The sequence below is a fragment of the Pseudomonas sp. AP3_22 TE3818 genome, from assembly GCF_053628995.1.
In genome coordinates this window covers 3347356-3372825 of sequence record NZ_JBRJHL010000001.1, presented here as the reverse complement: position 1 = coordinate 3372825, position 25470 = coordinate 3347356, and the positions used below count along the sequence as shown (strand labels likewise).

The 25470-nt window shown below is 62.5% G+C and carries 16 protein-coding genes and 1 pseudogene; 8 read left to right on the top strand and 9 right to left on the bottom strand.

Going from position 1 to position 25470, the window contains the following annotated elements; genetic code table 11:
- Positions 1 to 3: 3 nt before the first annotated feature.
- From AB7M25_RS15175 to AB7M25_RS15165, 3 genes are read left to right on the top strand one after another with little or no spacing between them, the layout of a single operon-like run.
- Positions 4 to 2367, top strand: coding sequence for an arylsulfatase (locus tag AB7M25_RS15175; protein ID WP_429519094.1), 2364 nt, complete (start codon positions 4 to 6; stop codon positions 2365 to 2367).
- Between the two features lie 26 nt (positions 2368 to 2393).
- Complete coding sequence (locus AB7M25_RS15170) at positions 2394 to 3227, top strand: SDR family NAD(P)-dependent oxidoreductase (RefSeq protein ID WP_429519095.1); 834 nt, start codon at positions 2394 to 2396, stop codon at positions 3225 to 3227.
- The gene (locus AB7M25_RS15165; RefSeq protein ID WP_454237552.1) at positions 3227 to 4501 is read left to right on the top strand and encodes an anaerobic sulfatase maturase; all 1275 of its coding nucleotides are present in this window, start codon (positions 3227 to 3229) and stop codon (positions 4499 to 4501) included. Before AB7M25_RS15170 ends, AB7M25_RS15165 begins: the two co-directional genes overlap by 1 nt.
- An 869-nt stretch (positions 4502 to 5370) precedes the next feature.
- On the opposite strand, the gene AB7M25_RS15160 is transcribed toward AB7M25_RS15165, so the two are convergent.
- The 7 genes from AB7M25_RS15160 to AB7M25_RS15130 form a co-directional block, all read right to left on the bottom strand.
- On the bottom strand, positions 5371 to 7806 hold the full coding sequence (locus tag AB7M25_RS15160) for an efflux RND transporter permease subunit (protein ID WP_429519097.1): 2436 nt from the start codon (positions 7804 to 7806) through the stop codon (positions 5371 to 5373).
- 36 nt (positions 7807 to 7842) lie between these two features.
- Positions 7843 to 8919 carry a WD40/YVTN/BNR-like repeat-containing protein gene (locus AB7M25_RS15155; RefSeq protein ID WP_454237551.1) on the bottom strand — a complete coding sequence of 359 codons (1077 nt, stop codon included), beginning with the start codon at positions 8917 to 8919 and terminating at the stop codon, positions 7843 to 7845.
- 76 nt (positions 8920 to 8995) lie between these two features.
- Positions 8996 to 10357, bottom strand: a complete 1362-nt coding sequence (locus tag AB7M25_RS15150) for a DUF1329 domain-containing protein (RefSeq protein WP_454237550.1) — start codon at positions 10355 to 10357, stop codon at positions 8996 to 8998.
- 31 nt (positions 10358 to 10388) lie between these two features.
- The gene (locus AB7M25_RS15145; RefSeq protein WP_429519101.1) at positions 10389 to 12218 is read right to left on the bottom strand and encodes a DUF1302 domain-containing protein; all 1830 of its coding nucleotides are present in this window, start codon (positions 12216 to 12218) and stop codon (positions 10389 to 10391) included.
- Positions 12219 to 12281: 63 nt separating this feature from the next.
- Positions 12282 to 13445: a thiolase C-terminal domain-containing protein gene (locus AB7M25_RS15140; protein ID WP_454237549.1), complete on the bottom strand. Its 1164-nt coding sequence runs from the start codon at positions 13443 to 13445 to the stop codon at positions 12282 to 12284.
- Between the two features lie 347 nt (positions 13446 to 13792).
- Positions 13793 to 16453, bottom strand: a complete 2661-nt coding sequence (locus AB7M25_RS15135) for a LuxR C-terminal-related transcriptional regulator (protein ID WP_454237548.1) — start codon at positions 16451 to 16453, stop codon at positions 13793 to 13795.
- A 37-nt stretch (positions 16454 to 16490) separates the two neighbouring features.
- Complete coding sequence (locus AB7M25_RS15130) at positions 16491 to 18119, bottom strand: 3-(methylthio)propionyl-CoA ligase (RefSeq protein ID WP_429519105.1); 1629 nt, start codon at positions 18117 to 18119, stop codon at positions 16491 to 16493.
- Positions 18120 to 18247: 128 nt separating this feature from the next.
- On the opposite strand from AB7M25_RS15130, the gene AB7M25_RS15125 reads away from it, so the two are divergent.
- Positions 18248 to 19279, top strand: a complete 1032-nt coding sequence (locus AB7M25_RS15125) for an AraC family transcriptional regulator (RefSeq protein WP_429519106.1) — start codon at positions 18248 to 18250, stop codon at positions 19277 to 19279.
- Between the two features lie 78 nt (positions 19280 to 19357).
- On the opposite strand, the gene AB7M25_RS15120 is transcribed toward AB7M25_RS15125, so the two are convergent.
- Entirely contained in the window at positions 19358 to 19696 is a 339-nt protein-coding gene (locus AB7M25_RS15120; protein WP_429519107.1) for a hypothetical protein, read from the bottom strand.
- Between the two features lie 176 nt (positions 19697 to 19872).
- Here AB7M25_RS15120 and AB7M25_RS15115 point away from each other — a divergent pair, with 176 nt between their 5' ends.
- The 3 genes and pseudogenes from AB7M25_RS15115 (at position 19873) to AB7M25_RS15105 (ending at position 24037) form a co-directional block, all read left to right on the top strand.
- A complete protein-coding gene (locus AB7M25_RS15115; protein ID WP_429519108.1) occupies positions 19873 to 20781 on the top strand; it encodes a peptidyl-prolyl cis-trans isomerase in 909 nt (302 codons plus the stop codon).
- Positions 20781 to 21779, top strand: coding sequence for a HupE/UreJ family protein (locus AB7M25_RS15110; protein WP_454237547.1), 999 nt, complete (start codon positions 20781 to 20783; stop codon positions 21777 to 21779). The genes AB7M25_RS15115 and AB7M25_RS15110 overlap by 1 nt, the downstream gene beginning before the upstream one ends.
- Before the next feature lie 39 nt (positions 21780 to 21818).
- Positions 21819 to 24037, top strand: a pseudogene (locus AB7M25_RS15105) (DUF3604 domain-containing protein).
- Between the two features lie 53 nt (positions 24038 to 24090).
- On the opposite strand, the gene AB7M25_RS15100 reads toward AB7M25_RS15105, so the two are convergent.
- Positions 24091 to 24966, bottom strand: a complete 876-nt coding sequence (locus AB7M25_RS15100; RefSeq protein ID WP_454237546.1) for a LysR substrate-binding domain-containing protein — start codon at positions 24964 to 24966, stop codon at positions 24091 to 24093.
- Between the two features lie 123 nt (positions 24967 to 25089).
- On the opposite strand from AB7M25_RS15100, the gene AB7M25_RS15095 reads away from it, so the two are divergent.
- A complete protein-coding gene (locus AB7M25_RS15095) occupies positions 25090 to 25440 on the top strand; it encodes a RidA family protein (protein ID WP_429519114.1) in 351 nt (116 codons plus the stop codon).
- Positions 25441 to 25470: the final 30 nt, after the last annotated feature.

Genomic DNA, 25470 nt, shown 5'->3' with positions numbered 1-25470 from the left:
TCCATGATTCAGAAGTTTGCGCGCACCGGGCATTTCACGCTGAAGGTGAGCATGCTGCTGGCGAGCTCCGTCGCCTGCGCCCAGGACACCCTGCCCTTCGCGCCGACGCCTTCGGCCAGCACCGCCGGGCCGACCCTGCAGGATTCCCATCACCAGAAGCGCCAGGCCCAGTCCCATGTACCGGCCGGTGCACCGAACATCCTGGTGATCATGCTCGATGACGCCGGCTTCGCCCAGGCCGACACGGTTGGCGGCTCCATCCACACCCCGACCCTGAGCCGGGTGGCCGACAGCGGTGTGCGCTACAACGCCTTCCATACCACCGCCATCAGCTCAGCCACCCGCGCTGCCCTGCTAACCGGACGCAATCACCACCGGGTCGGCAATGGCGTGATCGCCGAGCTGGCCACCGATTGGGACGGCTACACCGGCAAGATTCCCAAGAGTTCGGCGACCATGGCCGAAGTACTCAAGCAATACGGCTACAGCACCGCCGCCTTCGGCAAATGGCACAACACGCCGACGTCGGAAACCACCGCTGCCGGACCGTTCGACAGCTGGCCGACCGGCTATGGCTTTGAACACTTCTATGGCTTCATGGCCGGGGAAACCTCCCAGTACGAGCCGCGCCTGTACCGCAATACCACGCCGATCGAACCGCCTCGCGATCCCAAGTACCACCTCAGCGAAGACCTGGCCAACCGCGCGGTGAACTGGCTGCAGGACCACAAGACCTACGCCCCGGACAAACCCTTCTTCATGTATTGGGCCCCCGGTGCCGTGCACGGCCCGCACCAGGTCAACGCCCAATGGGCCGACAAGTACAAGGGCAAGTTCGACGCTGGTTGGGATGTGTATCGCGAGCAGACCTTCGCCCGCCAGAAAGCCATGGGCTTCATTCCCAAGGACGCCAAGCTGACCCCGCGCCCCGCCGAACTGCCAGCCTGGGACAGCCTCGACGCCGGGCAAAAGCAATACCAGGCGCGCCTGATGGAGGTTTACGCAGGCTTCCTCGAGCATGCCGACACCCAGGCCGGGAAGATCCTCGACGAGCTGGAGCTGGAAGGCAAGCGCGACAACACCCTGATTTTCTATGTGCTCGGCGACAACGGGGCCTCAGCCGAAGGCATGGAAGGCACCATCAACGAACTGCTGGCGCAGAATGGCATTCCTGTGCCCAAGGAGCAGCAGCTCAAGGTACTCAACGGCAGCTACGGTGGCCTGTCGGCCCTCGGCGGCCCGAAACTCGAGAGCATGTACAACGCCGCCTGGGCCTGGGCGGGTTCAGGCCCCTTTATCGGGACCAAACTGGTGGCGGGCTACTTCGGCGGCACGCGCACGCCGATGGCGGTCTCCTGGCCCAAGCAGATCAAGGCCGATGCCAAGGTCCGCGGGCAGTTTCACCACGTCAACGACATTGTCCCGACGGTCTACGACCTCCTCGACATCAGCGCGCCCAAGGTGGTCAACGGCGTCGAACAGGACCCGATGGACGGCGTCAGCCTGCGCTACACCTTTGCCGACGCCGATGCGAAGTCGCGCAAGCCCCCGCAGTATTTCGAAGTGCTCGGCAGCCGTGGCATCTACAAGGACGGCTGGATCGCCTCGGTATTCGGCCCGCGCAAACCCTGGGTGCAAGGGTTTGCCCAGTTCATGGGCTGGAACCCGGACAACGACCAGTGGGCGCTGTATGACCTTGGCAACGACTACTCGCAAGCCACGGATGTCGCTGCCAGCCACCCGGAAAAACTCGCTGAGCTGAAGGCCGAGTTCGATACCCAGGCCAAGGCCAACCATGTCTACCCGATCGGCGCCGGTCTGTTTCCCTTCATGAACCCGGATGTACGCCCGGGCACCGACAAACGTGAATGGAATTTCAGCGATCGCACCCAGCGCTTCCCGGAGTTCACCGCGCCCAACCTGCGCAGCCGCAACAACCGGGTACTGGTGACGGCCGACGTGCCGGCCAAGGCCAGTGGCGTGCTGTATGCCATGGGCGGGATCGGTGGCGGTGTCAGCCTGTACCTGGACGATGGTTACCTGGTCTACGAGTACAACGCCCTGGCCATTGCCCGGGTCAAGCTGCGCTCGACCGAACGCGTGCCGGCCGGTAAGGCCAACATTGAAGTGTTGACCCAAATGAGCACGACCAAACTGGGCGCGCCGGCCAACCTCAGCCTGCGTCTGGGGGGGCAAGAAGTCGCCAGCGGCGTGACGCCGTTCACCCCGGCATTCACCTTCACCGCCAGCGAAACCTTTGACGTGGCCCAGGACCTCGGCTCGCCAGTTGCCCTGGATTACTTCGACCGCGCGCCGTTCGCTTTCAACGGCAAGGTCGACGACGTGCATGTCGCTTACTTGCCCTGAACCCTTGCCCTGCCCAGGAGATTCCCATGGCCACCACCGAACTTAAAAACAAGAACGTCCTGATCACTGGCGCCGCTTCCGGCATCGGTCGCGCGGCGGCGCTGGCATTCGCCCGCCGTGGCGCCCGGATCATTGCCACTGACATCAATCTCGTTGCGCTCAGGCAGGTGCAAATGGACGTCGAAGCCCTTGGTTCCCGCTGCGCCATCCATCAGCTCGATGTCTCCAGCAGCGAAGCCGTGCGGGAGCTGGCCGAGAAGCTCCATGCCTCGCTCGGGGCGCTCGACGTGCTGATCAACAACGCCGGCATCGGTTACCTGGGCCAGTTCCTGCAAAGCGACCTGGCCCACTGGCAGCGAGTGCTGGACATCAACGTGATGGGGGTGGTGCATGGCTGCTATCACTTCATCCCGCAGATGCTCAAGGCCGGCGGGCCACGCCATGTGCTCAACGTGGCGTCGGCGGCCGGTCTGTATCCGTCGCCGACGATGGCGGCTTATGCCGCCTCCAAGCATGCGGTGTTCGGGTTCAACGAAGTGCTGAAGATGGAGTTGGCCGACAGCGATATCTGCGTGACCACGGTCTGTCCCGGCATCATCAATACGCCGATCACCCATGCCCGCAACAACGTCTCGCCCTCGGTCGACGAAGCCCAGCTCACGCGACTGCACAAGTACTATCAGACCAAGGGCTGCGGGCCTGAGGTGGTCGCCGAAGGCATGGTCCGCGCCGTGCAAAAGAGCCAGGACCTGTTGCTGGTCGGGCCCTTTGCGAAGGTGCTGTACCACCTGCGTCGCCTATCCTTGGGCCTGTTGCGTCGCTTCGTGCTGAGCGACGCACGCAAGGTCGGGTTCCTCTGATGGCGAGCGCTTCTCCCGCGGTGCAGGGGTTGCACTTGATGGCCAAGCCGGTGGGGCCGATCTGCAACCTCGATTGCAGCTACTGCTTCTACCTGGAAAAGGAGCAGTTGTACCCGCCCGGAGAGCGCTTTCGCATGTCCGACGAGGTGTTGCGCGCGTACATCCAGGGCTACATCGCCGCGCAACCCAGCCCCGAAGTGGAGTTCACCTGGCAAGGCGGCGAGCCGACCTTGCTGGGCCTGGATTTTTTCCAGCGGGCGGTGGCCTGCCAGCGCGAGTTTGGCGCTGACAAGGTCATCCGCAATACCCTGCAAACCAACGGCACCCTGCTCGATGACGAGTGGTGTGCCTTCCTCGCCTGCGAGGGTTTCATGGTCGGCCTGAGCCTCGACGGGCCGCGTGAAGTCCACGACGTCTACCGACCGGACAAGCGTGGCCGCTCGAGTTTCGATTCGGTCATGGCTGGCCTGGACCTGCTGAAGAAACACGGGGTGCCGTTCAACGTGCTGGTCACCGTGGCCCGCGACGTGGCGAACCATCCGCTGGAAATCTATGGTTTCCTCAAGGCTCAGGGCGTGCGGCATATCCAGTTCAACCCGGTGGTCGAACGCCTTCCGGGCGCAGCGGACGTCAAGCAGGGCCTGAGTTTCGCCACGCCGCCGGAGCTGCGCCTGCACGCCGTGGACGAACCCGGGGTGGTCACGGCGCAGAGTGTCGAGCCCGAGCGCTATGGCGATTTTCTCATCGCCATCTTCAACGAATGGGTACGCCATGACGTCGGCGACATCCATGTGATGAACTTCGAGTGGGCGCTGGCGGCCTGGTGCCAGCTGGCGCCTTCGGTGTGCCTGTTCAGCCCGCGCTGCGGCAAGGCAGCGATCGTCGAACATGACGGCAGCGTCTATTCCTGCGACCACTTCATGTACCCGGAGTATCGGCTGGGCAATCTCAATGAAGATGACCCGGCCACCCTGCTCGCCTCCCCGGCCCAGCAGGCGTTCGGTGCGGCCAAGGAAACCACGTTGCCGACCATGTGCCGGCAATGCGACTACCGCTTCGCCTGCCACGGCGAATGCCCGAAAAACCGCTTCATGATCGCGCCCAACGGCGAACCCGGCCTGAACTACCTGTGCCCCGCCTACAAAAAATACTTCCGCCACCTGACGCCCTACATGAACGCCATGGCCCAGTTGATCAGCCATGACCAGCCCGCTTCGCTGATCATGCAGGCCTTCGACGGCCCACTGATCGTGCCGCTCAAGCCGGTGCGGTAATAAGTTGGGGTTCTGTGGGCTTGCCCGCGAAGGCGGCCTGACAGGCGACCCGGGATCTATTGACTGAGTACATAGCCATTTCTGCGGTAATAACCACCGGCGGTTACCGCAGGAACGGATATGTACACCCTCAAAACATTTGTCGCCTGACACTCAGCCATCGCAGGCAAGCCAGCTCCCGCAGGGTCCTGGTACATTCGCCAAGTTCAGGTCGGCTGGCAGACCGCCTTCGCGAGCAGGCTCGCTCCTACATTGGAACCGCAGACAGGCCCGCAACCAGGTCGGCTATCAGGCCGTCTCGTTTGGCTTTTGATCTTCCTGCCCCTCGTGAGGCTTCGTTCCGGTTCTGCGTAGTGGGCACCTCGGCATGGATGGCCGATGGCGGCGGGCTTTGTAGGAGCGAGCTTGCTCGCGAAAGACCTGAGAGCACTGCGGGGTGTCAGGTTCCCCGCATCATCGTTGACCTCCATCGCGAGCAAGCTCGCTCCTACAGAGCCCGCCGCATGGGGGGAACCATTAGCGGCCGTTCCGCTGGAATGGAAATGTGCGCGAACAGAGAACCTGGTCGGCCCGAAGGCCGCCAGGATCAAAAGATCGCAGCCTGCGGCAGCTCATACAGGGATTTTTGTCCGTCCACGATATTGGCGAAGGGCTCTGTAGGAGCGAGCTTGCTCGCGAAAAACCTGAGAGCACCGCGGGGTGTCAGGTTCCCCGCATCATCGTTGACCTCCATCGCGAGCAGGCTCGCTCCTACAGAGCCCGTCGTATGGGCGGAACCATTAGTGGCCGTTACCGCAGGAATGGATATGTGCGCAAACAGAGAGCCTGGTCGGCCCGAAGGCCGCCAGGATCAAAAGATCGCAGGCAGATTAGCGAGCCTTCCTGAGCAAGAAGTGCGACAACGCCGGGATCAGCACCAGCGCACCGATCATGTTCCAGATGAACATGAAGGTCAGCAGGATCCCCATATCCGCTTGGAACTTGATCGGTGACCAGGCCCAGGTGATGACGCCCGCCGCCAGGGTGATGCCCACCAGGGCGACCACCTTGCCGGTGAACGCCACCGAGTTCCTGTAGGCCTCGGTCAACGACAGGCCGGCACGCTGCTGGGCCAGCTGCACACTGAGCAGGTACAGCGCGTAATCCACGCCGATCCCCACGCCCAGGGCGATCACAGGCAGGGTGGCCACTTTCACGCCCATGCCAAGACACACCATCAACGCCTCGCAGAGCACTGATGTCAGCATCAACGGCACCACCGCCACCACGACCGCGCGCCAGCTGCGAAAGGTGATGAAGCACAGCACGATTACCGCGCCATACACGTACACCAGCATGGTGCGGTTGGCTTCGCGGACCACGATGTTGGTCGCCGCTTCGATCCCCGCGCTGCCGGCCGCGAGCATGAACTGGCGTTCACCGTTGCTGTGTTCGCGAGCGAAGGCCCCGGCGATACTCACCACATGCTCGAGGGTCTGTGCCTTGTGGTCGGCCAGGTAGGCCACCACCGGCATCATCGAGCAGTCGCTGTTGAACAGTTCAGGGTTGTTCACCGAGGCCTGTTGCGCGCCATAGTTGAGTACGTCCTGATTGCGCGCGATGGTCAGCATCTTCGGGTTGCCTTCATAGGAACCCGCGGTGATCTGCCGTACGGCGTTGACCAGCGACACGGTGGTCTGCACCCCCGGCTGCTGTTGCAACAGCCAGCCGAGACGGTCAGCCTCGACCAGGGTCTCGTACTTCAGGCAACCCTCGCTCGCGGTCTTGACCATCACGGCGAACTGGTCGCTGGACAGCGAGTAGTTGTCGGTGATGTAGGCGTTGTCGCGATTGTAGCGGGAGTCTGCGCGCAGCTCAGGCGCGCCGGGATCGAGGTCGCCGATCTGCAACTGGGTGCTGACCATGAACCCGCCCGCCGCCAGTAGCCCGGCGACGATCACGGCGACGGTGGCCCAGCGGCGCTCGGTGAAGCGGTCGAGCAGGCTCCACAGATTGCCCATGCCCTTGCCGTGCAGCTCCTTGTCTTCCTGACGCAGGCTGCGCGCCGCGGCCTTGCGACTGACACCGCAATACGACAACAACACCGGCAGCAGCACCAGGTTGGTGAAGATCAACACCGCCACACCGATGCTGGCGGTGACGGCCAGGTCCTGGATCACCGGGATGTCGATCAGCATCAGCACGGCAAAGCCGACCGCATCGGCGAGCAAGGCCGTCAGCCCCGCCAGGAACAGGCGGCGGAAGGTGTAGCGCGCCGCGACCAGTTGGTGTGTGCCGCGCCCCACATCCTGCATGATGCCGTTCATTTTCTGCGCACCATGGGACACGCCGATGGCGAACACCAGGAACGGCACCAGGATCGAGAACGGGTCGAGCGCATAGCCCATCAACGCGACCAGCCCCAGTTGCCAGGCCACCGCGATCACCGAGCAGAGAATCACCAGCGTGGTGCTGCGCACGCAGCGGGTGAAGAAATAGATGATCGACGTGGCGATCAGCGCAGCAGCGCCAAAGTACATCATCACCAGCACCAGGCCGTCGATCAGGTCGCCGACCAGCTTGGCGAAGCCAATCACGCGGACCTTGATCGGGCCCTTGCCCTCATCGCCCCGGGCATGGGCATCGCTGCTGCCGGCGAACTCGTACTTGTTACGCAATTGTTCTTCGAGAACCCGCGAGAAAGCGTGGTAGTCGATGGCCTGGCCGGTGACCGGATCGTTCTCCAGCAGGGGCACGAAAATCATGCTCGACTTGAAGTTGTTGCCCACCAGGCTGCCGACGATGCCGGATCGGGCAATGTTCAAGCGCAGCTGCTCGACGCCCTTGGCCGAGCCGTCGTAGGCATCCGGCATCACCGGCCCGCCGCGAAAACCCTCTTCGGTCACTTCGGTCCAGCGCACCGCCGGCGTCCACAGCGACTTGACCCAGGCGCGGTCCACACCCGGGGTCACGAACAGGGTGTCGTTGATCTGCTTGAGCACATCGAGGTATTGCGGGTCGAAGATATCGCCCTCGGTGTTTTCCACCACCACCCGCACCGCATTGCCGAGCCCGCGCAAGGATTGGCGGTTTTCCAGGTAGTTCTGAATGAACGGCTGGCTTTGCGGCAGCATTTTTTCGAAGCTGGCAGTCAGGCTCAGGCGAGTGGCTGCGAAGTAACCGAGCAGCACGGTGATCACCAGGCAACTCAGCACCACCAGCAGGCGGTTGTTGAAGATCAAGCGTTCGAGCAGGTTGCCGGAACGGGCGTCGAAGCCCTTGAGCTCCCGCACCACCGGCATCGTATCGAGTTCGTAGGTACCCATATCGTGTCTTGTCTCTTTTGTTGTACGCAGGTGGGCTTATTCGAGGGGTAGCTGGCGAAGACCGCGGGCGCCGGCCAATACCAGTGCACCGGCCGTTGTCACTTGCGCCGCGGCCACCGGCGCCAGGCCGTTTTTCGCCTGCAGCTTGAAACTTGCGCCGTCGTCGGTGCTGACCAGTACATGGCAGGCCTGGCTCAGCAGGATGATCCGCCCGTCTGCAGTGACCGTGCCGGCGGTGATGCTCAGGGGCAGGCCAAGCTCGACCTTGTTCCAGTGGGCACCGCCATCGACGCTGCGGAAGGCGTTGCCGCGCAAGCCGAACACCAGCACCGCGCCGGGCTTGCCGACAATGCCGAAAAAACTGCCGTTGTAGGGCGTGGGGGTGGCCTTGAAACGCTCACTGGCGGGGTCGAACTTGAGCACCAGGCCCTGCTCGCCGACAACGAACAGTTCATTGCCGGCCGGGCGCAAGGCGTACAGGTTCAAGGCACTGGGGTTGTCGGTCCGGTCCAGCCACGGCGTCCAGCTGCGGCCACCATTGTCGGTACGGAAAATCAGGTTGAAGGCGCCGACGATGTAACCGACCTCGTCATTCTCGAACCACACATCGAGGAACGGCTTGTCGGCGCCCTCTTCGAACATGCGCTGGGCATCGGCCAACAAGCCGGCGACCGCCTCGTCGTCCGGCCGAGCCGCGGCCTGCTTGCGGTAATACGCGAGCAGGGTCGAGCCGACGTCGCGGCCGTCGAATTGACGGCTCCAGCTTTCGCCCGCGTCGCTGCTGTGCAACACCACGCCGTCATGGCCGACGGCCCAGCCCTGGGACGCACTGGGGAAATGCACGGCCACCAGGTCAGAGCTGACCGGTACCCTGGCTTGATGCCATTGCAGGCCTGCATCGTCCGAATAGAAAATGTGGCCACGCTGGCCGACCGCGACCAGGCGCCGGCCGGCACTGGCCAGTCCCGTGAAAATGCCATGCAGTGCCTTGTCGGTCTGCAACGCCGGCCGGTCGAGGGTGTCGGCGAAATCCGCCGCCACCACCGCACGGGTGAAAGGCAAGGCCAACGCGGCACCCAGTGCAATGAGCACTATCCATCTGAATTTGTTCATCGCTGTTTCCCGGATAAAAAAAGCCACCGGAAGAGGTGTGGCCTCTCCCCGATGGCAAATACCACATGGAGTCCTGTCAGCGGATTCCGGCACCGGCCAGCGATTCCGGAGCCCACTGGGCCTTGGAGAGCGGCTCGATGTACTTCACACCACCGTACGGCCCGTACATCCCGGTGATGTTGTAGCTACCGGTGATGAAGTCGTAGAACAGGTGGTTGTCCGAGTTCGGCGCCTGCACGTCGTAGCTGTAGGCCATGTGGGCGAAGGCGCCGCGGTACAACTTGCCGCTGGCGTCGTATTCGTCTGACGCCAGGGCAATCCAGCTGTCCTCATCGAGGTAGAAGGTGCGCTTGCTGTAGATGTGGCGCTTGCCCGGCTTCAGGGTCGCTTCCACGACCCACACGCGGTGCAGTTCCCAGCGCATCAGGTCGGGGTTGACGTGGTTGGGGGTGGTCACGTCTGCGGCCACCTTGTGGTAGTTCAACTTGTAGGTGTTGTACGGGACGTACATTTCCTTCTTGCCCACCAGTTTGAAGTCGTAACGGTCCAGGGCGCCGTTGAACACCCAGGAATCGTCATAGGTCGAGCTGCCGGCCGACCCCGGGTTCGGCGTGTCGTAGGCGATGTCCGGCGCCAGCTTCACCCGGCGTTGACCCGGCAGGTACTGCCAGCCACGGCGGCCTTGCTTGAGTGGGTTGACCGCATCGACCACCAGGATGGCTTCACCGGCGCGGCGTGCCGGGCCCTGGTAATACAGCTTGGTCTTGAAGAACACGTCGCTCTCGTTGGCCGCCGTGGTACGGGCCGGGTCGTACAGCGGGTACTCGATGTAGGCGTTGCCGGTGGTGGCCAGGGTCGCCCTGCCCGAGGAATCGACGTTCCAGGAGTCGTACTTGGAGTTCAGCGCAAAGCCCTGATAGCGCAGCAGGTGGTTCCACATGGCTTCATAGCCATCGGCGGGGATCGGGAACGGCACACCGGGCAACGCATTGTCCAGGGCGACTCCACCCTCGGTGGTTTTGGTCCCGACCGCATTTTTCGCCGTGTTGTCCAGCAGTCGCTGAGGCATGGCCACGGTACGGTGGGTCGGGTAGACATCGACGCGAAACGACGGGAAGCGCTTGAGCAGTTCCTGGGTCGAGGCTGTCATCTTGCCGGCGTACTGGGCCGCATTGCCGGCGTTGATCACCGTGAGCGGCTTTTCATTTTCGAAGGGGTCGGGGCGAAACGAGCTGCCCGCCTGGTAGCTGGCCGGTGCCTGGGTCAGGCCACCGGTATAGGCCGGGATGCTGCCGTCGGCATTGCCGGCTTTTTCGGCGCCGACGCCGGTCAATGTGCTGCCAAGCCGGGCGGCCTGGTCGGAAGATACGGCCGCGTGGGCGGCACCGGTCACCGCCAGCGCAAGGGCTGCGGCCAATACGGATTGGGCATATTTCATGGGGTCTCTCCTGTTGCCTGGCAACGTTCGATCAGATAGTCGTTTTGAAGGTGAAGGTGACCATGCCGCGATCCTTGAGCTGGGCCGATGTACCGCCAAAGGCAGTGGCCTGCCCCGGGGTGCAGTTGTACTGGCCGTTGGCGCCGGGTGCGGCACCTTCTCCCTGGCTGCCGGCATTGCCGGCGCGGTCGCAGGTATCGAACGGACCGAAGTTGTCCACGTACTTCAGGTCGAAGCGATACTGGTTGTGCACGTCCATGCCAACGCCGATCGAATAGCTTCCGGAGTCTTCGTTGCCCCCCATCTGGACGGCGGAGTTGCCATTGAGGCCGACGTTGTAGGTGGCCGGCATGTAGAAATCGATGCCGGGGAAAACCTGATACCAGGTCGGGTTGAAGTTGACGCCGATGACGTAGTTGTCCTTGCTGACCTTGTCCACGCCGCGGTACCAGTCCTCGCCCTTGAACAGCTGCTTGTTGTCGGTCACGTCCAGCCAACGGCTGTAGCCCAGTTCCACCAGCAGCGAGGCGCTGTCCCACACCGGGGTGTCGGCGAAGGTGGTCAGGCCGTTGAGCACCGCATGCACGGTGTTGCCACGGGCCACGCCGTTGTTGCCATCGAAACTGCCGATGAATCCGGGTAGGCCCGCGGCGGCCGCGGCCGGGCTGACGGTGGCGGCGACACTGGCCAGCGGCATGTTCTCGCGGTAGTTGAGGTCAAAACCGACGCTGACCCCGGCGATGCTCTTGGACAGGCTGATGCCGTAGATATCGATATCGTCGACGTAGAACTGGTTGTAGCTGCCGATGTTGCCCGAGATCAGCTGCGCCGGGCCGACAGCGGTCGGCTGCAGGACCAGGTTGGGCAGGATGTCGGAGGTGTTGCGGTAGTAGAAGCCCAGGGTCCCGTCCAGCCATTCCGGGCTCCACTTGGCCATCAGGCCGAAGTCGCCTTGATTGTCCGGGGTGAAGGTGTGGCCATTGCTCAGCCGCAGGAATTCATTGGCGCCGATGGGGCCCGGGGCACCGAAGAGTGGATTGCGTCCACCAATCAGCGACAGGTTGTGCCCGCCACTCTGGATGCCGTCGTTGAACCCCAGGTAGGTACCCGATTCAGGCAGGCGTGAGGCGTCCCAACCGAGGAAGTACTGGGCGCTCAGGGTCAGCTCCGGGCCAAAGGTCAGGCTGCTGGACAACTGATTGCGCGGGATGAACAGTTCCTTGGCCTCGGTGCCCGGCACTGTCAGCCCCTTGGTGATGTCCAGGCCTGACTGGCCATAGCTGTTGCCGTGGGCGAAGGCCAGGATGCTTTCGCCCCAGTACTGCGTATGGCTGCCCAGCTTGGCGCTGAGCAGGGTTTCGTCACCGACCTCGGTGCTGCCAAACACGAAGGCATCGAGGATTTCCGCAGACGGTCCGTTGTAGTAACGGTCGGCATAACCGCTGATATGGCGTGAGTCCGGTACGCCGTTGTTGAGCTGGTTGGTCGAGGCGTTGGCACTGCCGACATTGTCATAGGCATGGTCGTACCAGCTGTTGGCACTGACGCGAAAGCCGGCCTTCTGCTTGTAGACCACGTCCAGTTCCGAGAGCACGTCCAGGCGCTGGGACACTGCACTGCCCGATGAGAAGTTGCGGTTGCCATCATTGTTGTTCCAGCTGTTGGCCAGCTTGCTGTTGGCACTTTCCACGCGCTGGCCGTAGTTGAGCTTGAAGGTGTTGTCGAAGCGCACCGACAGGTCTTCGTTGCCCGTATCGATTTCCAGGGCTTGCGCGGGCGCGATGCCCATCCCGGCCAGGATTGCTGTAGCCAAAAGCCCTCGACGCAGGTTTGCATGGCAGATCTTATTGTTGTTGTTCATCTAACGGGCTCACCTTCTCTGTGGTTCATGAAAACGCATTGAAACGGCACTGCGACGCTGTCCTTAGGTGCGCTGCAGGATGGTTACCGATACCGAACGACCCAGCGCCGCGTTGTGCGCAAGGGCCGTCCGGACACCGTTGTCGTGCCTGGACGGCGCCGTGCCGCGCAACTGCCAGACCAATTCAGTGATTTGCGCCAGCCCCGTTGCTCCCGGGGCATGGCCGCGACCGAGCAATCCGCCGGAGCCGCAGACATCGACCAAGGCGCCGCGGCTGTTGCGCCGTTCGCGCACGAAGCCGTCGATACCTTCCTCCCGGCACAACCCCAGGGCGGCGCTGTACACCATGAAGTCGCCGACGCTCTGGTCATGCAGCTCCACGGCCTCAATCTCGTCGGCACCGATACCGGCGTGCTCATACGCCAGTTGCGCAACCCGCCGGGTCGTGGCGCGGCCCAGCACATCGAGCACGCAGCCGGACTCCTGCTCGGAGGCCAGGTCGCTACCGCGCACACAGGCCCTGACGGCCACACCACCGCGGGCGCCGTAGCGGGCCAGGAAACCCGGGGTACACAGCAGCACCGCCGCCGCCCCGCTCGCCGGCGGGCAAAGGTAGCGAGCCCGCCAGCCATCGAGTGCCGTGCAGCGGTTGAGCACGGCCATGGGGTTGAGCATGGCCTTGCTCCGGGCCTGGCTGAGTACCTGTTCGAAGCTGCTCTGGGCCACACCCATGCGGGTCAGCAACCAACTGGTCTGGGCCGCGAACAGCGCGGCCGGATGCTCGCGTCGGGCAAAATGAGCCTGGCAGGCATCGGGCTGGCCGAGGCCGTCCCAGGCCTGCGGCGCGCTATAGTCCAGACCAAAGAAGGCGCGGTGGGTAACGTTCGCTGGCATGCATTCGAAGCCCAGTGCCAATGCGCATTCGGCCTGACCGGACAACACGCTGTGACGCGCCAGCTGCAAGGCACTGCTGGCTGCCGTGCAGCCGTCCGCGAGGGTAAATACCGGGACACCGGTCAGGCCGATCTGGGCCAGTACCTGCTCAGTGCAACCGACTGCGCTGCCGACGCAGGCACTGAACACCTGGTCGACCAGGTCATAGTCAATGCGCGCATCGTCGAGCGCCTGGCGGATCGCCCTGCCCGCCAACGCAGCGACACTGTCGCCAGCGCCCAGCGGGACGAACGCAGACATGCCCACCCCCGCAATCAGCACGCTTTGACTCATACGCCTTACCTCGATAGTCGGCTAATGCCGATCCTCACTTGTCTTCGAGCAACGCTCGGCGAGCGGAACATCCGCGCGGCCGGGTTGGTTCAAGTGAGGTCCAGACTATCGGTCAGGCGCGATCCAACCCCCCCATCGTCAGGGGGGGTGGAAGAACAAGGGAGGTAAAAAAAATTTCCGGAGAACTGTAGGAGCCAGCCTGCTGGCGATGGACTCCAGTGCGCCGCGTTCATCCAGGTCACACGCGTTATCGTTAACGCCCATCGCTGGCAAGCCAGCTCCTACAGGAGGTGAGCAGCATTAGCCGTCGCGGCTCGGAAATAATGCGCGAGTAGAAGGACCCGGTTTCAGCTGGCTGGATCGAGGATGCCAAGCATGTAGGCACGATCCACCACATGCTTGCGGGTGCCGGCCTGGAATTTGCCGAACAGGTTCTTCAAATGCCATTTCACGGTTTCTTCGCCGACATTCAGCGCCAGGGCGATCTGCTTGTTCGACAGGTTACGTGCAAGCAATTGCAAGACTTCGCGCTCCTTGGGTGTCAGCAACCGGCTGGGCGACACCGTGCTGGTCGCCAGTGGCGCCGGCGCGGGTGGTGGTGTGCCTGGCGCAGCGGCCGGAGGGACCTCGTGCCGGATCTTGCGCACCCATTTGAGCAACTGCGGGTGGGTGTCTTCGACAATCCGCCGCAGGCCGTTTTCCTCGGCCAGGCTGATCGCTTCACGCAGGCAGGCCAGGCCGTTGCCGCCCGACTCGTGGAGCGCCAATGCCTTGAGCAGTTTGATCTGCACGATTTCACGGCCGCGACGAATGCGCTCGGCTGTTTCACCGGCACGCTCCAACAGCGCCAGCATCCCTTGCCAGTCACGTTGCACATGGGCGATATAGGCCTTGGCCAGCATCACCATCAAGGCCAGTTCCGGCCCGAGCAAGCCGGTTTGTTCACGGGCGACCTGCGGCACCTGGGCATCGAGCCGGCGCCCCAATGCCAGACAGGTATCGGCGCGGCCTTGCAATGCGTGCAGGCGAATCTGCTCGGCCAGGGCGGCAATGCAGAAACGCGCAATGCCGCGCTCTTCGCCGAGCACGCACAGCGCCTCGAGCAGGTCATAACCACGATGGCCCTGGCCCTGCAGGACCGCCAGGCGAGAGGCGGTGACAAAGCCCAATACAATCGCATCCGGAGAAGCCAGACGCTCGACCACGTCCAGACGGTTGGCCAGTACCGTGGCCGCCTCTTGCGGCTCATCACGCTCGAGCAACACCGTGGCCAGCCCACTGGCCAGCATCACCGCCACCGGGCTGCGTCGGCCGATGTCCTGCTCGGCGCGTGCCAGGCTGTCGCGCAGAGCCCTTTCGGCCGGTACCAGGCGGCCTTCGGACAGGTAGCTGAGGCCCACGACCCATTCGCCCATACCGCGAATCGCGTCCAGGCCGGAACTCCAGGCATACAAGGGTGCCCGCTGAAAGATCCGCCGGGCTTTTTCTGGCTGGCCCTGGGCCAGGGCCAGACGCGAGGCAAGGTTGGCGACCACGGCCTGTAACTTGATCTCGCCCGTCGGCAAGGCGTCCAGCCAAGGCGTCAACAGCGTCAACGTTTCGTCCGGCCGGTCGGCAAAATAAGCGGCCGTGGCAAGGATCATGTCCGCCTCGCAGCGTGTGCTGTCATCGGATTCCGGGTCCTGCCGGAGACCGGCGACCAGGCGCACCGCTTCCTCATGCCGATCGCTCATGGCCAGGGACCAGGCAGCCGCCAGGCACATGCGCGAGCGCGATTCGACCTCCTGCGCCGGCAGTTCCTCGACCCATTCCAGGACCCGGCTGAACTGCCCGCGCAACATGATTTCGTACAGGCATTGCTCGATCATCTGATACGCCTGGCGGGTGCGCCCGGCCAACAGATAATGACGAGCCGCCTGCTCCAGGAACTCATGGACCTCGAGCCAGCTGGCCGCCCGCTCATGCAGGTCCAGGCGTCGGGTCTCGGGCAGACTGGCAAAGCGCCCCAGCAGGAACTCCCGGGCCAGCGGGTGGATACGCACCCACTCACTGTCCACGCTTTCAACAAAAATCGGCGTCGCCGCGCACAGTTCCTGCAAGCGCAAACCGGCTTGCTCGTCGCCGCTCAAGGCGATGCACAGGGATGGATGCAACATCTCCAGCAGCGCAATGCTGATCAGAAACTCAATCTGTTCGGCGGGCAGGTGGGCGATCAGGGTGTCGACGAAATAGCGCCGTATATCCCCGGTCCCTGCCGACAGCTCTTCGACCGCCGCGACCACGCTCGGGCTTTTTTCGATGGAAGCGATCGCCAGTTGCAGGCCCAGTGACCAGCCCTCGGTGGCCTCATGCAAGCGCACGCACAGGTCCGGATCGATACGATGACCGAAGCGGCTGCTGAGGATCGCCACGGTTTCCTCCACCCGCAGGCGCAAGGCGTCCGCACCGATGGCGACGTAAAAACCGCGGGCTTGCAGGTCGGCCACCTGCAGGTTCAAGCGCCTACGAGAGGCCATGATGATGCGCAGGTTGGCCGGGGCATTGTGCAGCAAGTAGGCCAGGCAATGGCGCACGGTGGCTTCGGGCAGCCGGTCGGCTTCGTCGAGCATCAGCACGATTTCGCCGCCCAGGTCCGCGACCTCGGCCAGCCAGTCGGTCAGCCCTTCCAGCTCGTCGCGCCCGGGCCCGGGCATGCGCTCCAGGAAACCGGCAAACGTTGCCCGGCCACTGCCAACGGCCATGGCCGCGGCCAGCCCCCGGGCGAATCGAACGCCGTCGTCATGTTCATCGAGCGTCAACCAGGCCGCCACCGCCCCACGGGAAAGAAACTCCCGGCGCCACTGGGCCAGCAGAAACGTCTTGCCGAACCCCGCCGGGCCTTGCACGGCAATGGCCATCTTGTCCGCCAGGGCCGCGGAGTCGATGCTCAGCCGCTCACGCATGTGAGCGGTTTTCTGACTTCGCGGTGGCGTGGTCTTGAGGACCAGTTCCGGTGCAATGCGATCCATGGGAGGCCCTTTGGACTGGGGTACAAAGTATCGCTGGTTATAAACGATAGTCCCGGAACTGTTCGCGCAATTTCATTTTTTGCACTTTACCCGTTGCGGTATACGGCAGTGCCTCGACGAAAGCCACCGCGTCGGGCAGCCACCACTTGGCCACGTGGTTCTGTAAAAAGCCGAGCAACTCGTCCCGCGTCGCCAACATGCCCTGCTTGAGCACCACCACCAGCAACGGCCGTTCCTGCCATTTGGGGTGGGGCACGCCGATGACCGCCGCTTCTGCCACCGCCGGGTGACCGCAGGCGGCGTTTTCCAGGTCAATGGAGGAAATCCATTCGCCGCCGGACTTGATCACATCCTTGGCCCGATCGGTGATCTGCATGTAGCCATCGGGGTCGATGGTTGCGATATCGCCAGTGACCAGCCAACCCTGTTCATCGAGCAAGTCCCCGCCCTCGCCCCGGTAATACTGGCTGGCGATCCACGGCCCCCTGACCCGCAAATGGCCGGACGCCTTGCCGTCACGGGGCAGTTCGGCACCGTCTGCATCGACGATTTTGATCCTTACCCCGAACAACACCCGGCCCTGCTTGGCCTGCAGGTCGATGCGCGCGTCGAGCGAAGCGTCGCGGTGCTTGGGCAAGGCATTGCAAACCGTGCCTAAAGGCGACATCTCGGTCATTCCCCAGGCTTGCAGCACCCGGGCGCCAAAGCGCGTCTCGAAGGTTTCCACCAGGCAGCGCGGCGCCGCGGCCCCACCCATCACGACCCGGTTCAGGCACAGGTCCGCGTTCGGCATCAGCCCGGCGTTTTGCACATGCTGTTGCAGGCTCATCCACACCGTGGGCACGCCCAGGGCCAGGGTGACTCTTTCGCGCTGCATCAAGTCATACAGGCTGGCCCCGTCGAGGTCCGCGCCGGGCAGGACCAGACGCGCGCCGCACATCGCCGCCGAATAGGGCATGCCCCAGGCGTTGACGTGGAACATGGGCACCACCAGCAGCGCCGTATCGGCCGAGGACAGGTTGAACCCGTCCGACGTGCAGGTGGCCATCGAATGCAGCAAGGTCGAGCGATGGGAGTACAACACCCCTTTCGGATTTCCGGTGGTGCCCGAGGTGTAGCACAGGGAGGCCGCCACGCGTTCATCCAGGCAGGGCCAGGCGAAGGTCTCGGGTTCATCGCCGATCAGGTCTTCGTAGCACAGCAGGTTGGGCACGACGATGGGCGGCATCTGGCTGCGTTCGGCGAGGGCGACGAACGCCTTGACCGTGGTCAGTCGTGGCGCGAGCTGCTCGATCAGGGCCGCGAATGACAGGTCGAAAAACAGGTACTGGTCTTCGGCATGGTTGGCGATGAACTCGATCTGCTCGGCAAACAGCCGCGGGTTGATGGTGTGTAGCACCGCGCCCATGCCCGAGACACCATAGAACATTTCCATGTGCCGGTAGCCGTTCCAGGCCAGGGTGCCGACCCGCTCGCCGGGTTGTACGCCGAGGTTTGTGAGGGCATTGGCCAATTGTCTGGCACGCCGGCCGATGTCGGCGTAGGTGCAGTGATGCACCGAGCCGTCCTGCAAACGCGAGGCTATCTCGACCTGGGGGTGCGAGCACACCGCGTGCTCCAATACCGAAGAAATGAGTAAGGGGTGATCCTGCATCAGGCCCAGCATGGCAATCGCTCCGTTGTGGTTTTTGTAAGGTTCGGGCGGTTGTATTCTGCGCAGGCGCCGGGCATTTATTTGATAAAACGTGCCAATCATTTGATACTTCGCGCCATTCATCCTCAAAGGCGTGTGCCATGGATACTCATCTCATTCGCAGCATGTGCCTGTACGGTGCCCGCGAACTGATCGCCGATCTGCACGGCGATCCCTGGCGAGTGGCCCATGGGGCATCGATTGCCCCGCAGTCGCTGGACCAGCTGGACGCCCTCCTGCCGGTGCCGAAGGTGGTGCATTTTCTCGACCTGGCCGCCCGGGAAACCGGTCGCGAGGACTTCGGGTTGCTGCTGGCACAGAAGCAAGGGATGGGCGTATTGGGCAGTGCACTGCTCGACATCGTCAGCGAAGCGACCACGGTGGGCGATTGGCTCGAACGCCTGTCACGTTACTTCCATGTGTTGATGTCCGGTGCCCTGGTGCACCTGGAGCAACACGAACTGGGAGTGACCGTGCACTACGAGGTGACCGCGACGGCCGGAATCGACGAAACCCAGTCCGTCCACCTGGGCCTGGCCCTGCTCGCGCGCAAACTGCGCAGCGCGCTGTATCCGCAGTGGTCGCCCGAACGCGTGATGCTGCGTTGCCGGGAACCGCATAGCCGCGCCAGCTACACACGGATGTTCGGCCAGAACGTGTTCTTCAATCAGGAGTGCAACGGCATGCTGCTCAGCCACCAGGTGCTGGCACATCCACTGAACGAGCAACAGCCCTTCTCCCGCCCCGCCCTGCTTGACTACCAGCGTGAAAACCAACAGCGACGCAACCGTAGCCCGGCCTTGGCAACCGAAGATTCAGTGCGCAAACTGCTGTCCAGCAATGGTGCGCCCCTGGATGCCGTCGCCCTCAATCAACTGCAGAGCCGCCGCACCCTGCAGCGCAGGCTGGCCGGTAGCGGCACCACCTTCCAGGCCATCAAGCAGCAGACCAAGCTGGACCTGGCCCGCAAATACCTGAGCCAGACCGACTTGAAGCTTTCACAGATCGCCGAGGTGCTGGGTTTTTCCAGCCTGAGTGCGTTCAGCCGTTTTTTCCACAACGCCCAGGGCTGCGCGCCCAAAGCCTACCGGGCGCTGGCTGCGGGCACGAACCCGCGGTTCATTTCGCCTTAGGCGGCCGTTGGATTGCCGCTGTGTATCAGCGCGGCCGGAACAGGCAGGCGAAAGCGATGGCGCCGATAATGATGGGACTCAATGGGGGATTTTCCTGGTCATTGCCCAAATCAACAGTACCGTCATGACGGCATGCAAGATCACCACTGGCCACAGGAGAACCCCACTCGATTCGCCCGAGAAGCCAACGCAGGCGAGATAAAACGCAACGGCTGCGTTATAGATCAACATGCCGAGCATCGGGGGGCCGGGCCAGCAGGCGACCGCCAGGGCAATGAGGGCGATGCCGGCCACGCGGACGATGACGCCCGTCAGTTCGATGCCAAGCAAAAGCTGCCCGACCAGCGATGGGGCAAGTATCAGCGCCACGCCAGTGGCGGCCTCGATGATCGCGGCGAAAACCAGCAGTCCTCTCATGACATGCACGCTCCGTCCCGGGCTGTATGGGCTGCACGGGTACGGAAAATCGGTTAATCCGATTGCGACTAATGCTTAGTGCTTATCGTGATTAACCTCAGTGGAAAGTTCCGGCCCAGCAGCAATACTCCACTCTGTTTCGAAAACCATTCGAGTATAGCGTGGGGCAATAAGTCATGAACTTGAGCGTCTGCGAAGCGAAAGAATCTCGACTTTCGTTAATCAAGCGATGCTTGCGCCAGCCGTTACTGCACTTTTTAGTTGCCGGTTTTGCACTCTTCGTACTGTACGGAGGTTTGCACCGTTCAACGGTCAATCAAGATCCACAGCGCATCGAAATTACTCCTGAAGTTGTTCAACGGCTCGCGATTTCCTGGCTGGCACGTTGGCAACGCCCCGCCTCGGAACAACAGTTGCAGGCCCTGATTGATGACTATGTGAAAGAGGAAATCCTCTATCGCGAAGCGCTGAAACTTGGCCTGGACAAAGACGACACCATCATTCGCCGCCGACTGGCGCAAAAAATGGATTTCCTCGCCGAAGATGTCGCCTCACTTCGCGAACCGGCCCCCGGTGTACTTGAGGCCTGGTACAACCAGCATCAGGACCAATATGCCCCGCCACCCCTGGCGACCTTCCATCATGTGTTCTTCGCCCTGGACAAACGCGGCGCGAATGCGCAGGCCCAGGCTCAAGCCGCGCTGAGAGGGTTGACTGACAGGAACAGCGGTGCAGGCGATGCGTTCATGTTTGAAAGCGCCTACACAGAGCAATCACAGGATCAAGTAGCGCGAATCTTTGGTTCAAAGTTCGCCCTTTCGTTGTTCCAGCAAACACCGGGTAGTTGGGTGGGGCCTGTGGAGTCAGGTTTTGGCTGGCATCTGGTGTGGATCGATACGCTGGCCAAACCACCGGCACCGGCTTTCGAAACCGTGGCCCAGCAGGTCAAGTCCGATTGGTTGTCCGAGCAACGCAGCGAATCGAAACGCACGAATTTCAATGCACTCAAAGCACGCTACGAAGTTGTGATGACGATGCCGGGTTCCGACGCTGACGTTGCCACTATTCAGACGGAGCGGCCGTGATGAGACGCAGGGTCTGGATAGTGTTGCTGCTCGGGCTCATGGCATTGAGCGCCATGGCCCATGAGTCGCGCCCTGCTTATCTGGAACTCAACGAAACGGCTGCCGGGCGCTATGACGTACTGTGGCGCACACCGCTGCTGTCAGGCATGCGCTTGCCGATTGCGCTGCGGTTTGCCGAAGGTGTGCGCACTGTCGTTGACCCGCTGGAAAGCCAACTGAACGATTCACTGATCGAACGCCGGGGCATTGATGCCGGTCCCGCCGGCCTGGTCGGGCAGCGCATCGAGTTTGTCGGCCTGCAAGCGAGCATCACCGATGTGCTGGTGCGTGTCTCGCGCCTGGACGGCAGCCTGACCACCACCCTCGTCCACCCCGCGCAACCCTGGATGGAAATCGTTGCCACGCCGGGAATGTTCTCGGTGGCCGGTGCGTTTCTGGTCCATGGCATCCAGCACATCCTGGGGGGCTTCGATCACTTGCTGTTCGTCTTCGGCCTCCTGCTGCTGGTGGGTAATGGCTGGATGCTGGTGAAGACCATCACCGCGTTCACCCTCGCCCACTCCATCACCCTGGCGCTCGCAGCATTGGGCGCGGTGCGGCTTCCCGGTCCGCCTGTGGAAGCGACGATTGCCCTGAGCATCCTGTTGCTGGCGGTGGAAATCGCCCGCAAGAACCGTGGCGACGTCAGCTTCACAATCCAATGGCCATGGGTGGTGGCGTTCTGTTTTGGCTTGTTGCACGGCTTTGGTTTTGCCGGTGCGCTGGCGCAAATCGGCTTGCCCCAGCGCGACCTGCCGCTGGCGCTGTTCACGTTCAATGTCGGCGTCGAGATCGGCCAGTTGATGTTCGTCGCCGCCGTGCTGTGCCTGCGAGCGCTGTTGCTGCGTTGTCGACTGCCACGGTCCGCGCTCCTGTATGCCCGACCGATGGCGGCCTACGGGTTGGGAACACTGGCGGCCTTCTGGTTTTTCGAACGAGTCTCGAGTTTCTGGACCTGAACTTCACCCTGTCACTGCCGTATTCCGGAGACGTGGAATATGAAAACCCCTACACACTTCAGCACGCCGTCACTGCTCGGTTGCGCCGTGCTCACTGTCAGCTCGTTGGCATGGGCAGAGGGCAACCCGGACCGCGAGGTTTACTTTGGCCAGACACACTCGCACAGTTCCTGGTCGATCGATGCCTACCTGATCGGCAACCATCAGGTCGATCCCGAGCAAGCCTACCAATACTCGCTTGGCATGCCGGTCAAGCACCCGATGGGGTTTGAAGTGCAGCTCAAAGGTCGACCGCTGGATTTTCATGGCGTGACCGATCATTCGGAATACGTCGGCGTGATCGCCCTGGCCAACGATCCGAAGTCAGACTTCAGCAAACTGCCCATCGCGCAAAAACTGATTGCCAAGACGCCGGCGGATTTCAACCGGGTGTTCAAGTGGATCGCCGGCAGCTTGAACAATCCCATCAAGGAGCTGATTGATCCGAAGGTGGCCGGGAACATCTGGCAGCAGAACATCGCCATCGCCGACAAGTACTACAAGCCCGGCAAGTTCACCACCTTCGTCGCCTATGAATGGACCTCGGCACCCAACAATCAGAACATGCACCGCAATGTGTTTTTCCGTGATTCGAAGAAGGTGCCGGACCTGCCTTTCACGGCCCTCGACTCGAACAAGCCCGAGGACTTGTGGAGCTGGATGGACGATCAACGGAAAAAGGGCAACGAAATACTGGCGATCTCCCACAACGCCAACCTCAGCAACGGCCTGATGTTTCCGGTGGACGTCGATGACCGTGGCCGCCCCATCGATGCCGCCTGGGCAGAAGCGCGGATGCGCAATGAATCCCTCACCGAAATTCACCAGGTCAAGGGCACTTCCGAAACCCACCCCGAACTGTCGCCAACCGACGAATTTGCCAATTATGAAATCATGAGTTTCCTGATCGGCATCGACAACAGCACCTCGAAACTCAACGGCAGCTACATCAGGCAAGCCTGGCAAAACGGCATGGCCATGCAGGAAGCCCGCGGCTACAACCCCTACAAGATGGGCGTGGTCGGCGCCAGCGACTCGCACAACGGGGTGATTCCCTATTCGCAGAGCAACAACTTCGGCTCCCACGGCTTCACCGACAGCACCCCGGCGGCGCGGCTTTCCGGCAAACAGAACTCGGGCATGATGGCCCTGCAAACCAGCACCTCGGGTCTTGCCGGTGTCTGGGCGGAAGAAAACACCCGTGAATCGATCTTCGATGCCATGAAGCGTAAAGAGGTCTACGGCACCAGCGGCGTGCGCATCCCCGTGCGCATGTTTGGTGGCTGGGGCTTCGACAGCAGTCTGTGGAACGAAAAAGACTGGGTGCATGCCGCCTACGCCAAGGGCGTTCCCATGGGCGGCGACTTGCCGGCAAAACCGGGTAAACAGGCACCGTCCTTCGTGGTATGGGCGGTCAAGGATGCCGACGATGGCAACCTCGACCGGATCCAGATCATCAAGGGCTGGACCAAAAACGGCCAGACCTTCGAGAAAGTCTACGACGTTGCCTGGGCCGGTGATCGCCAACCGGATCCGGTCACCGGCAAAGTCCCTGCGGTGGGCTCGACGGTCGATGTTTCCAAGGCGACCTACACCAATACCATCGGTGCCACCGAGCTGAAAAAAGTCTGGGTCGATCCGGACTTCGATCCGGCCCAGCACGCGTTCTACTACGCCCGCGCACTACAGATCCCGACACCGCGCTGGAGCACCTATGACGCGGCCAAGCTGCAAGTACCACCACCGGCCGACGTCTCGCCCACCGTCCAGGAGCGCGCGTGGACCTCACCGATCTGGTACACGCCGACAGCCGAGGACAGCAAGACTGTCGCTGGCGGCAAAACCATCGATCAACTGAAAACCGAAGGCGCCAAAGCGCTGACCAACGAGCAGTTGCAAACCTTCGTGGTGGGTAAAACCATCAAGGTACGCAACACCGTCACCGGCCAGACATTCGAAATCGTCTATGGCACCGACGGCCAACGCCTGGTCGCCAGCGTCGATGGGGCAAGCCGCCCGCCGAGGGGGAATACCTGAACATGCTGCATGGCGGTCAGTTCGGCGTACCGGCCAAGTATGAAATCAAGGACGGGCACCTGCTGACAACACTCGGCGGCTCACCTTTCGAGGCCACGGTGTTCGAGCAGAACGGCAAGTACGTGGCGGCTCGCAGCAGCGAATTCGGTTATGTGAATTATGAGGTTGAAGCGGTCAAGTAGCGCCCTTCGAGCGCAGCCATCCCTCGCAAGGGGGATGGCTGGAACGATAAACCTCACTCGTCCAGACCTTCTCGAACCATGTCGAGAAAGGTCGTCAAGATACGCCGCGTGCTCTGCGCGCGCAGGCACACCAATGTCTCGGTGAAATGCCGCTGACAGTCAACGATCGGCAAGCCGCGAAGTCGTGAATCCGAGCCCAGTTCGGCGGCCGAGACGACCCCGACGCCCATGCCGATCGCCACCGCCTCGCGCGCGGCTTCACGCCCCTCCACTTCGATGGCCTTGCGGATGTGCAGGCCCGCCGCTGCCATCTCCTCTTCCAGGGACAAGCGCGTGACCGAGCCCCGCTCGCGCAAAACCATGGGCGTGTCGTGCAGGTCGGCCAGGCAGATGGACTCTCGTTGCGCCCAGGGATGGTCATGGGCGACGAAGGCCAGCATGGGATCGCTGCGCAAGTGCAGTGTCATCAAGCGGTCGTCTTCGATGTCGCGCCCCAGCAGAGCGATGTCGGCCTGGTGACTGAACAACCGCTGCAGGACCTCATCGGTATTGGCGGTTTCGATCTTCACATCGATACCGGGGTAACGGCTGCAGAAGCGTGAGACATAGGGCAAGACGTGCACCGGTGCATCCACGGCAAGGTTCAGGGTCCCGGTCGAGAGGGTGCGATAGTCCGTCAGCATGTCGTGGGCATCGACACTGATATCGAACAGGCGCTGGGTCAGGCCGAACAGCCGCTCGCCCACCTCCGTCAGGCGCACCAGGCGCTTGTCGCGGTAGAACACCATCACCCCGTAATAATCCTCGAGCTTGCGCACCTGGTCGGATACCGCAGGTTGCGACAGGCAGAGTTGCTCGGCCGCCCGGGTGAAGCTGCCATTCATGGCGACGGCGTGAAACGCCTTGAGTTGGGTATGGGAAATCGTCATCGGCGCACCTTGCTATAGGTTCAACTTATTCGTTCATACGATAAATCGATTTTATTTATGAACAGTGAACTGCAAGCATGATTTTCACAAGTGCCGTCCCTCGTATCCCTCCAGGAATGCCCTATGGAAATTGAACGTTTCGCTGCGACAAAACGCCGTTCGGACATGGTCCGGTACGACAACCATCTGTATATCGGTGGCCAGGTTGCCACGGACCTGAAGGGTGATATCCAGGCGCAGACCCGCGAGGTGTTGGCCGCTATCGAGCAGCTTTTGCTCAGTGCCGGCAGCCACCGCGAGCGAGTGCTTTCGGTGCGCATCCTGCTCGCCCATCGCGAAGACTATGAAGGGCTGAACCGGGTCTGGGACGAGTTTTTCCCTGAAGGCCATGCCCCCACACGCGCTTGCACCCTGGCGCAGCTGATCGACCCCGGTTGGCGCGTGGAAATGATCGTGGTCGCCGCGTGCGGCTGATTGCGTCCTCAAAACCCTGCCTCGAACCGA

Excerpts from the sequence above, each read along its gene's own strand:
- AB7M25_RS15135 (WP_454237548.1), bottom strand. The coding sequence starts at position 16,453 with ATGGATCGCATTGCACCGGAACTGGTCCTCAAGACCACGCCACCGCGA.
- AB7M25_RS15145 (WP_429519101.1), bottom strand. The coding sequence starts at position 12,218 with ATGAACAACAACAATAAGATCTGCCATGCAAACCTGCGTCGAGGGCTT.
- AB7M25_RS15095 (WP_429519114.1), top strand. The coding sequence starts at position 25,090 with ATGGAAATTGAACGTTTCGCTGCGACAAAACGCCGTTCGGACATGGTC.
- AB7M25_RS15120 (WP_429519107.1), bottom strand. The coding sequence starts at position 19,696 with ATGAGAGGACTGCTGGTTTTCGCCGCGATCATCGAGGCCGCCACTGGC.
- AB7M25_RS15125 (WP_429519106.1), top strand. The coding sequence starts at position 18,248 with ATGGATACTCATCTCATTCGCAGCATGTGCCTGTACGGTGCCCGCGAA.
- AB7M25_RS15140 (WP_454237549.1), bottom strand. The coding sequence starts at position 13,445 with ATGAGTCAAAGCGTGCTGATTGCGGGGGTGGGCATGTCTGCGTTCGTC.
- AB7M25_RS15155 (WP_454237551.1), bottom strand. The coding sequence starts at position 8,919 with ATGAACAAATTCAGATGGATAGTGCTCATTGCACTGGGTGCCGCGTTG.
- AB7M25_RS15175 (WP_429519094.1), top strand. The coding sequence starts at position 4 with ATGATTCAGAAGTTTGCGCGCACCGGGCATTTCACGCTGAAGGTGAGC.
- AB7M25_RS15165 (WP_454237552.1), top strand. The coding sequence starts at position 3,227 with ATGGCGAGCGCTTCTCCCGCGGTGCAGGGGTTGCACTTGATGGCCAAG.
- AB7M25_RS15150 (WP_454237550.1), bottom strand. The coding sequence starts at position 10,357 with ATGAAATATGCCCAATCCGTATTGGCCGCAGCCCTTGCGCTGGCGGTG.
- AB7M25_RS15110 (WP_454237547.1), top strand. The coding sequence starts at position 20,781 with ATGAGACGCAGGGTCTGGATAGTGTTGCTGCTCGGGCTCATGGCATTG.
- AB7M25_RS15130 (WP_429519105.1), bottom strand. The coding sequence starts at position 18,119 with ATGCTGGGCCTGATGCAGGATCACCCCTTACTCATTTCTTCGGTATTG.
- AB7M25_RS15100 (WP_454237546.1), bottom strand. The coding sequence starts at position 24,966 with ATGACGATTTCCCATACCCAACTCAAGGCGTTTCACGCCGTCGCCATG.
- AB7M25_RS15115 (WP_429519108.1), top strand. The coding sequence starts at position 19,873 with ATGAACTTGAGCGTCTGCGAAGCGAAAGAATCTCGACTTTCGTTAATC.
- AB7M25_RS15170 (WP_429519095.1), top strand. The coding sequence starts at position 2,394 with ATGGCCACCACCGAACTTAAAAACAAGAACGTCCTGATCACTGGCGCC.
- AB7M25_RS15160 (WP_429519097.1), bottom strand. The coding sequence starts at position 7,806 with ATGGGTACCTACGAACTCGATACGATGCCGGTGGTGCGGGAGCTCAAG.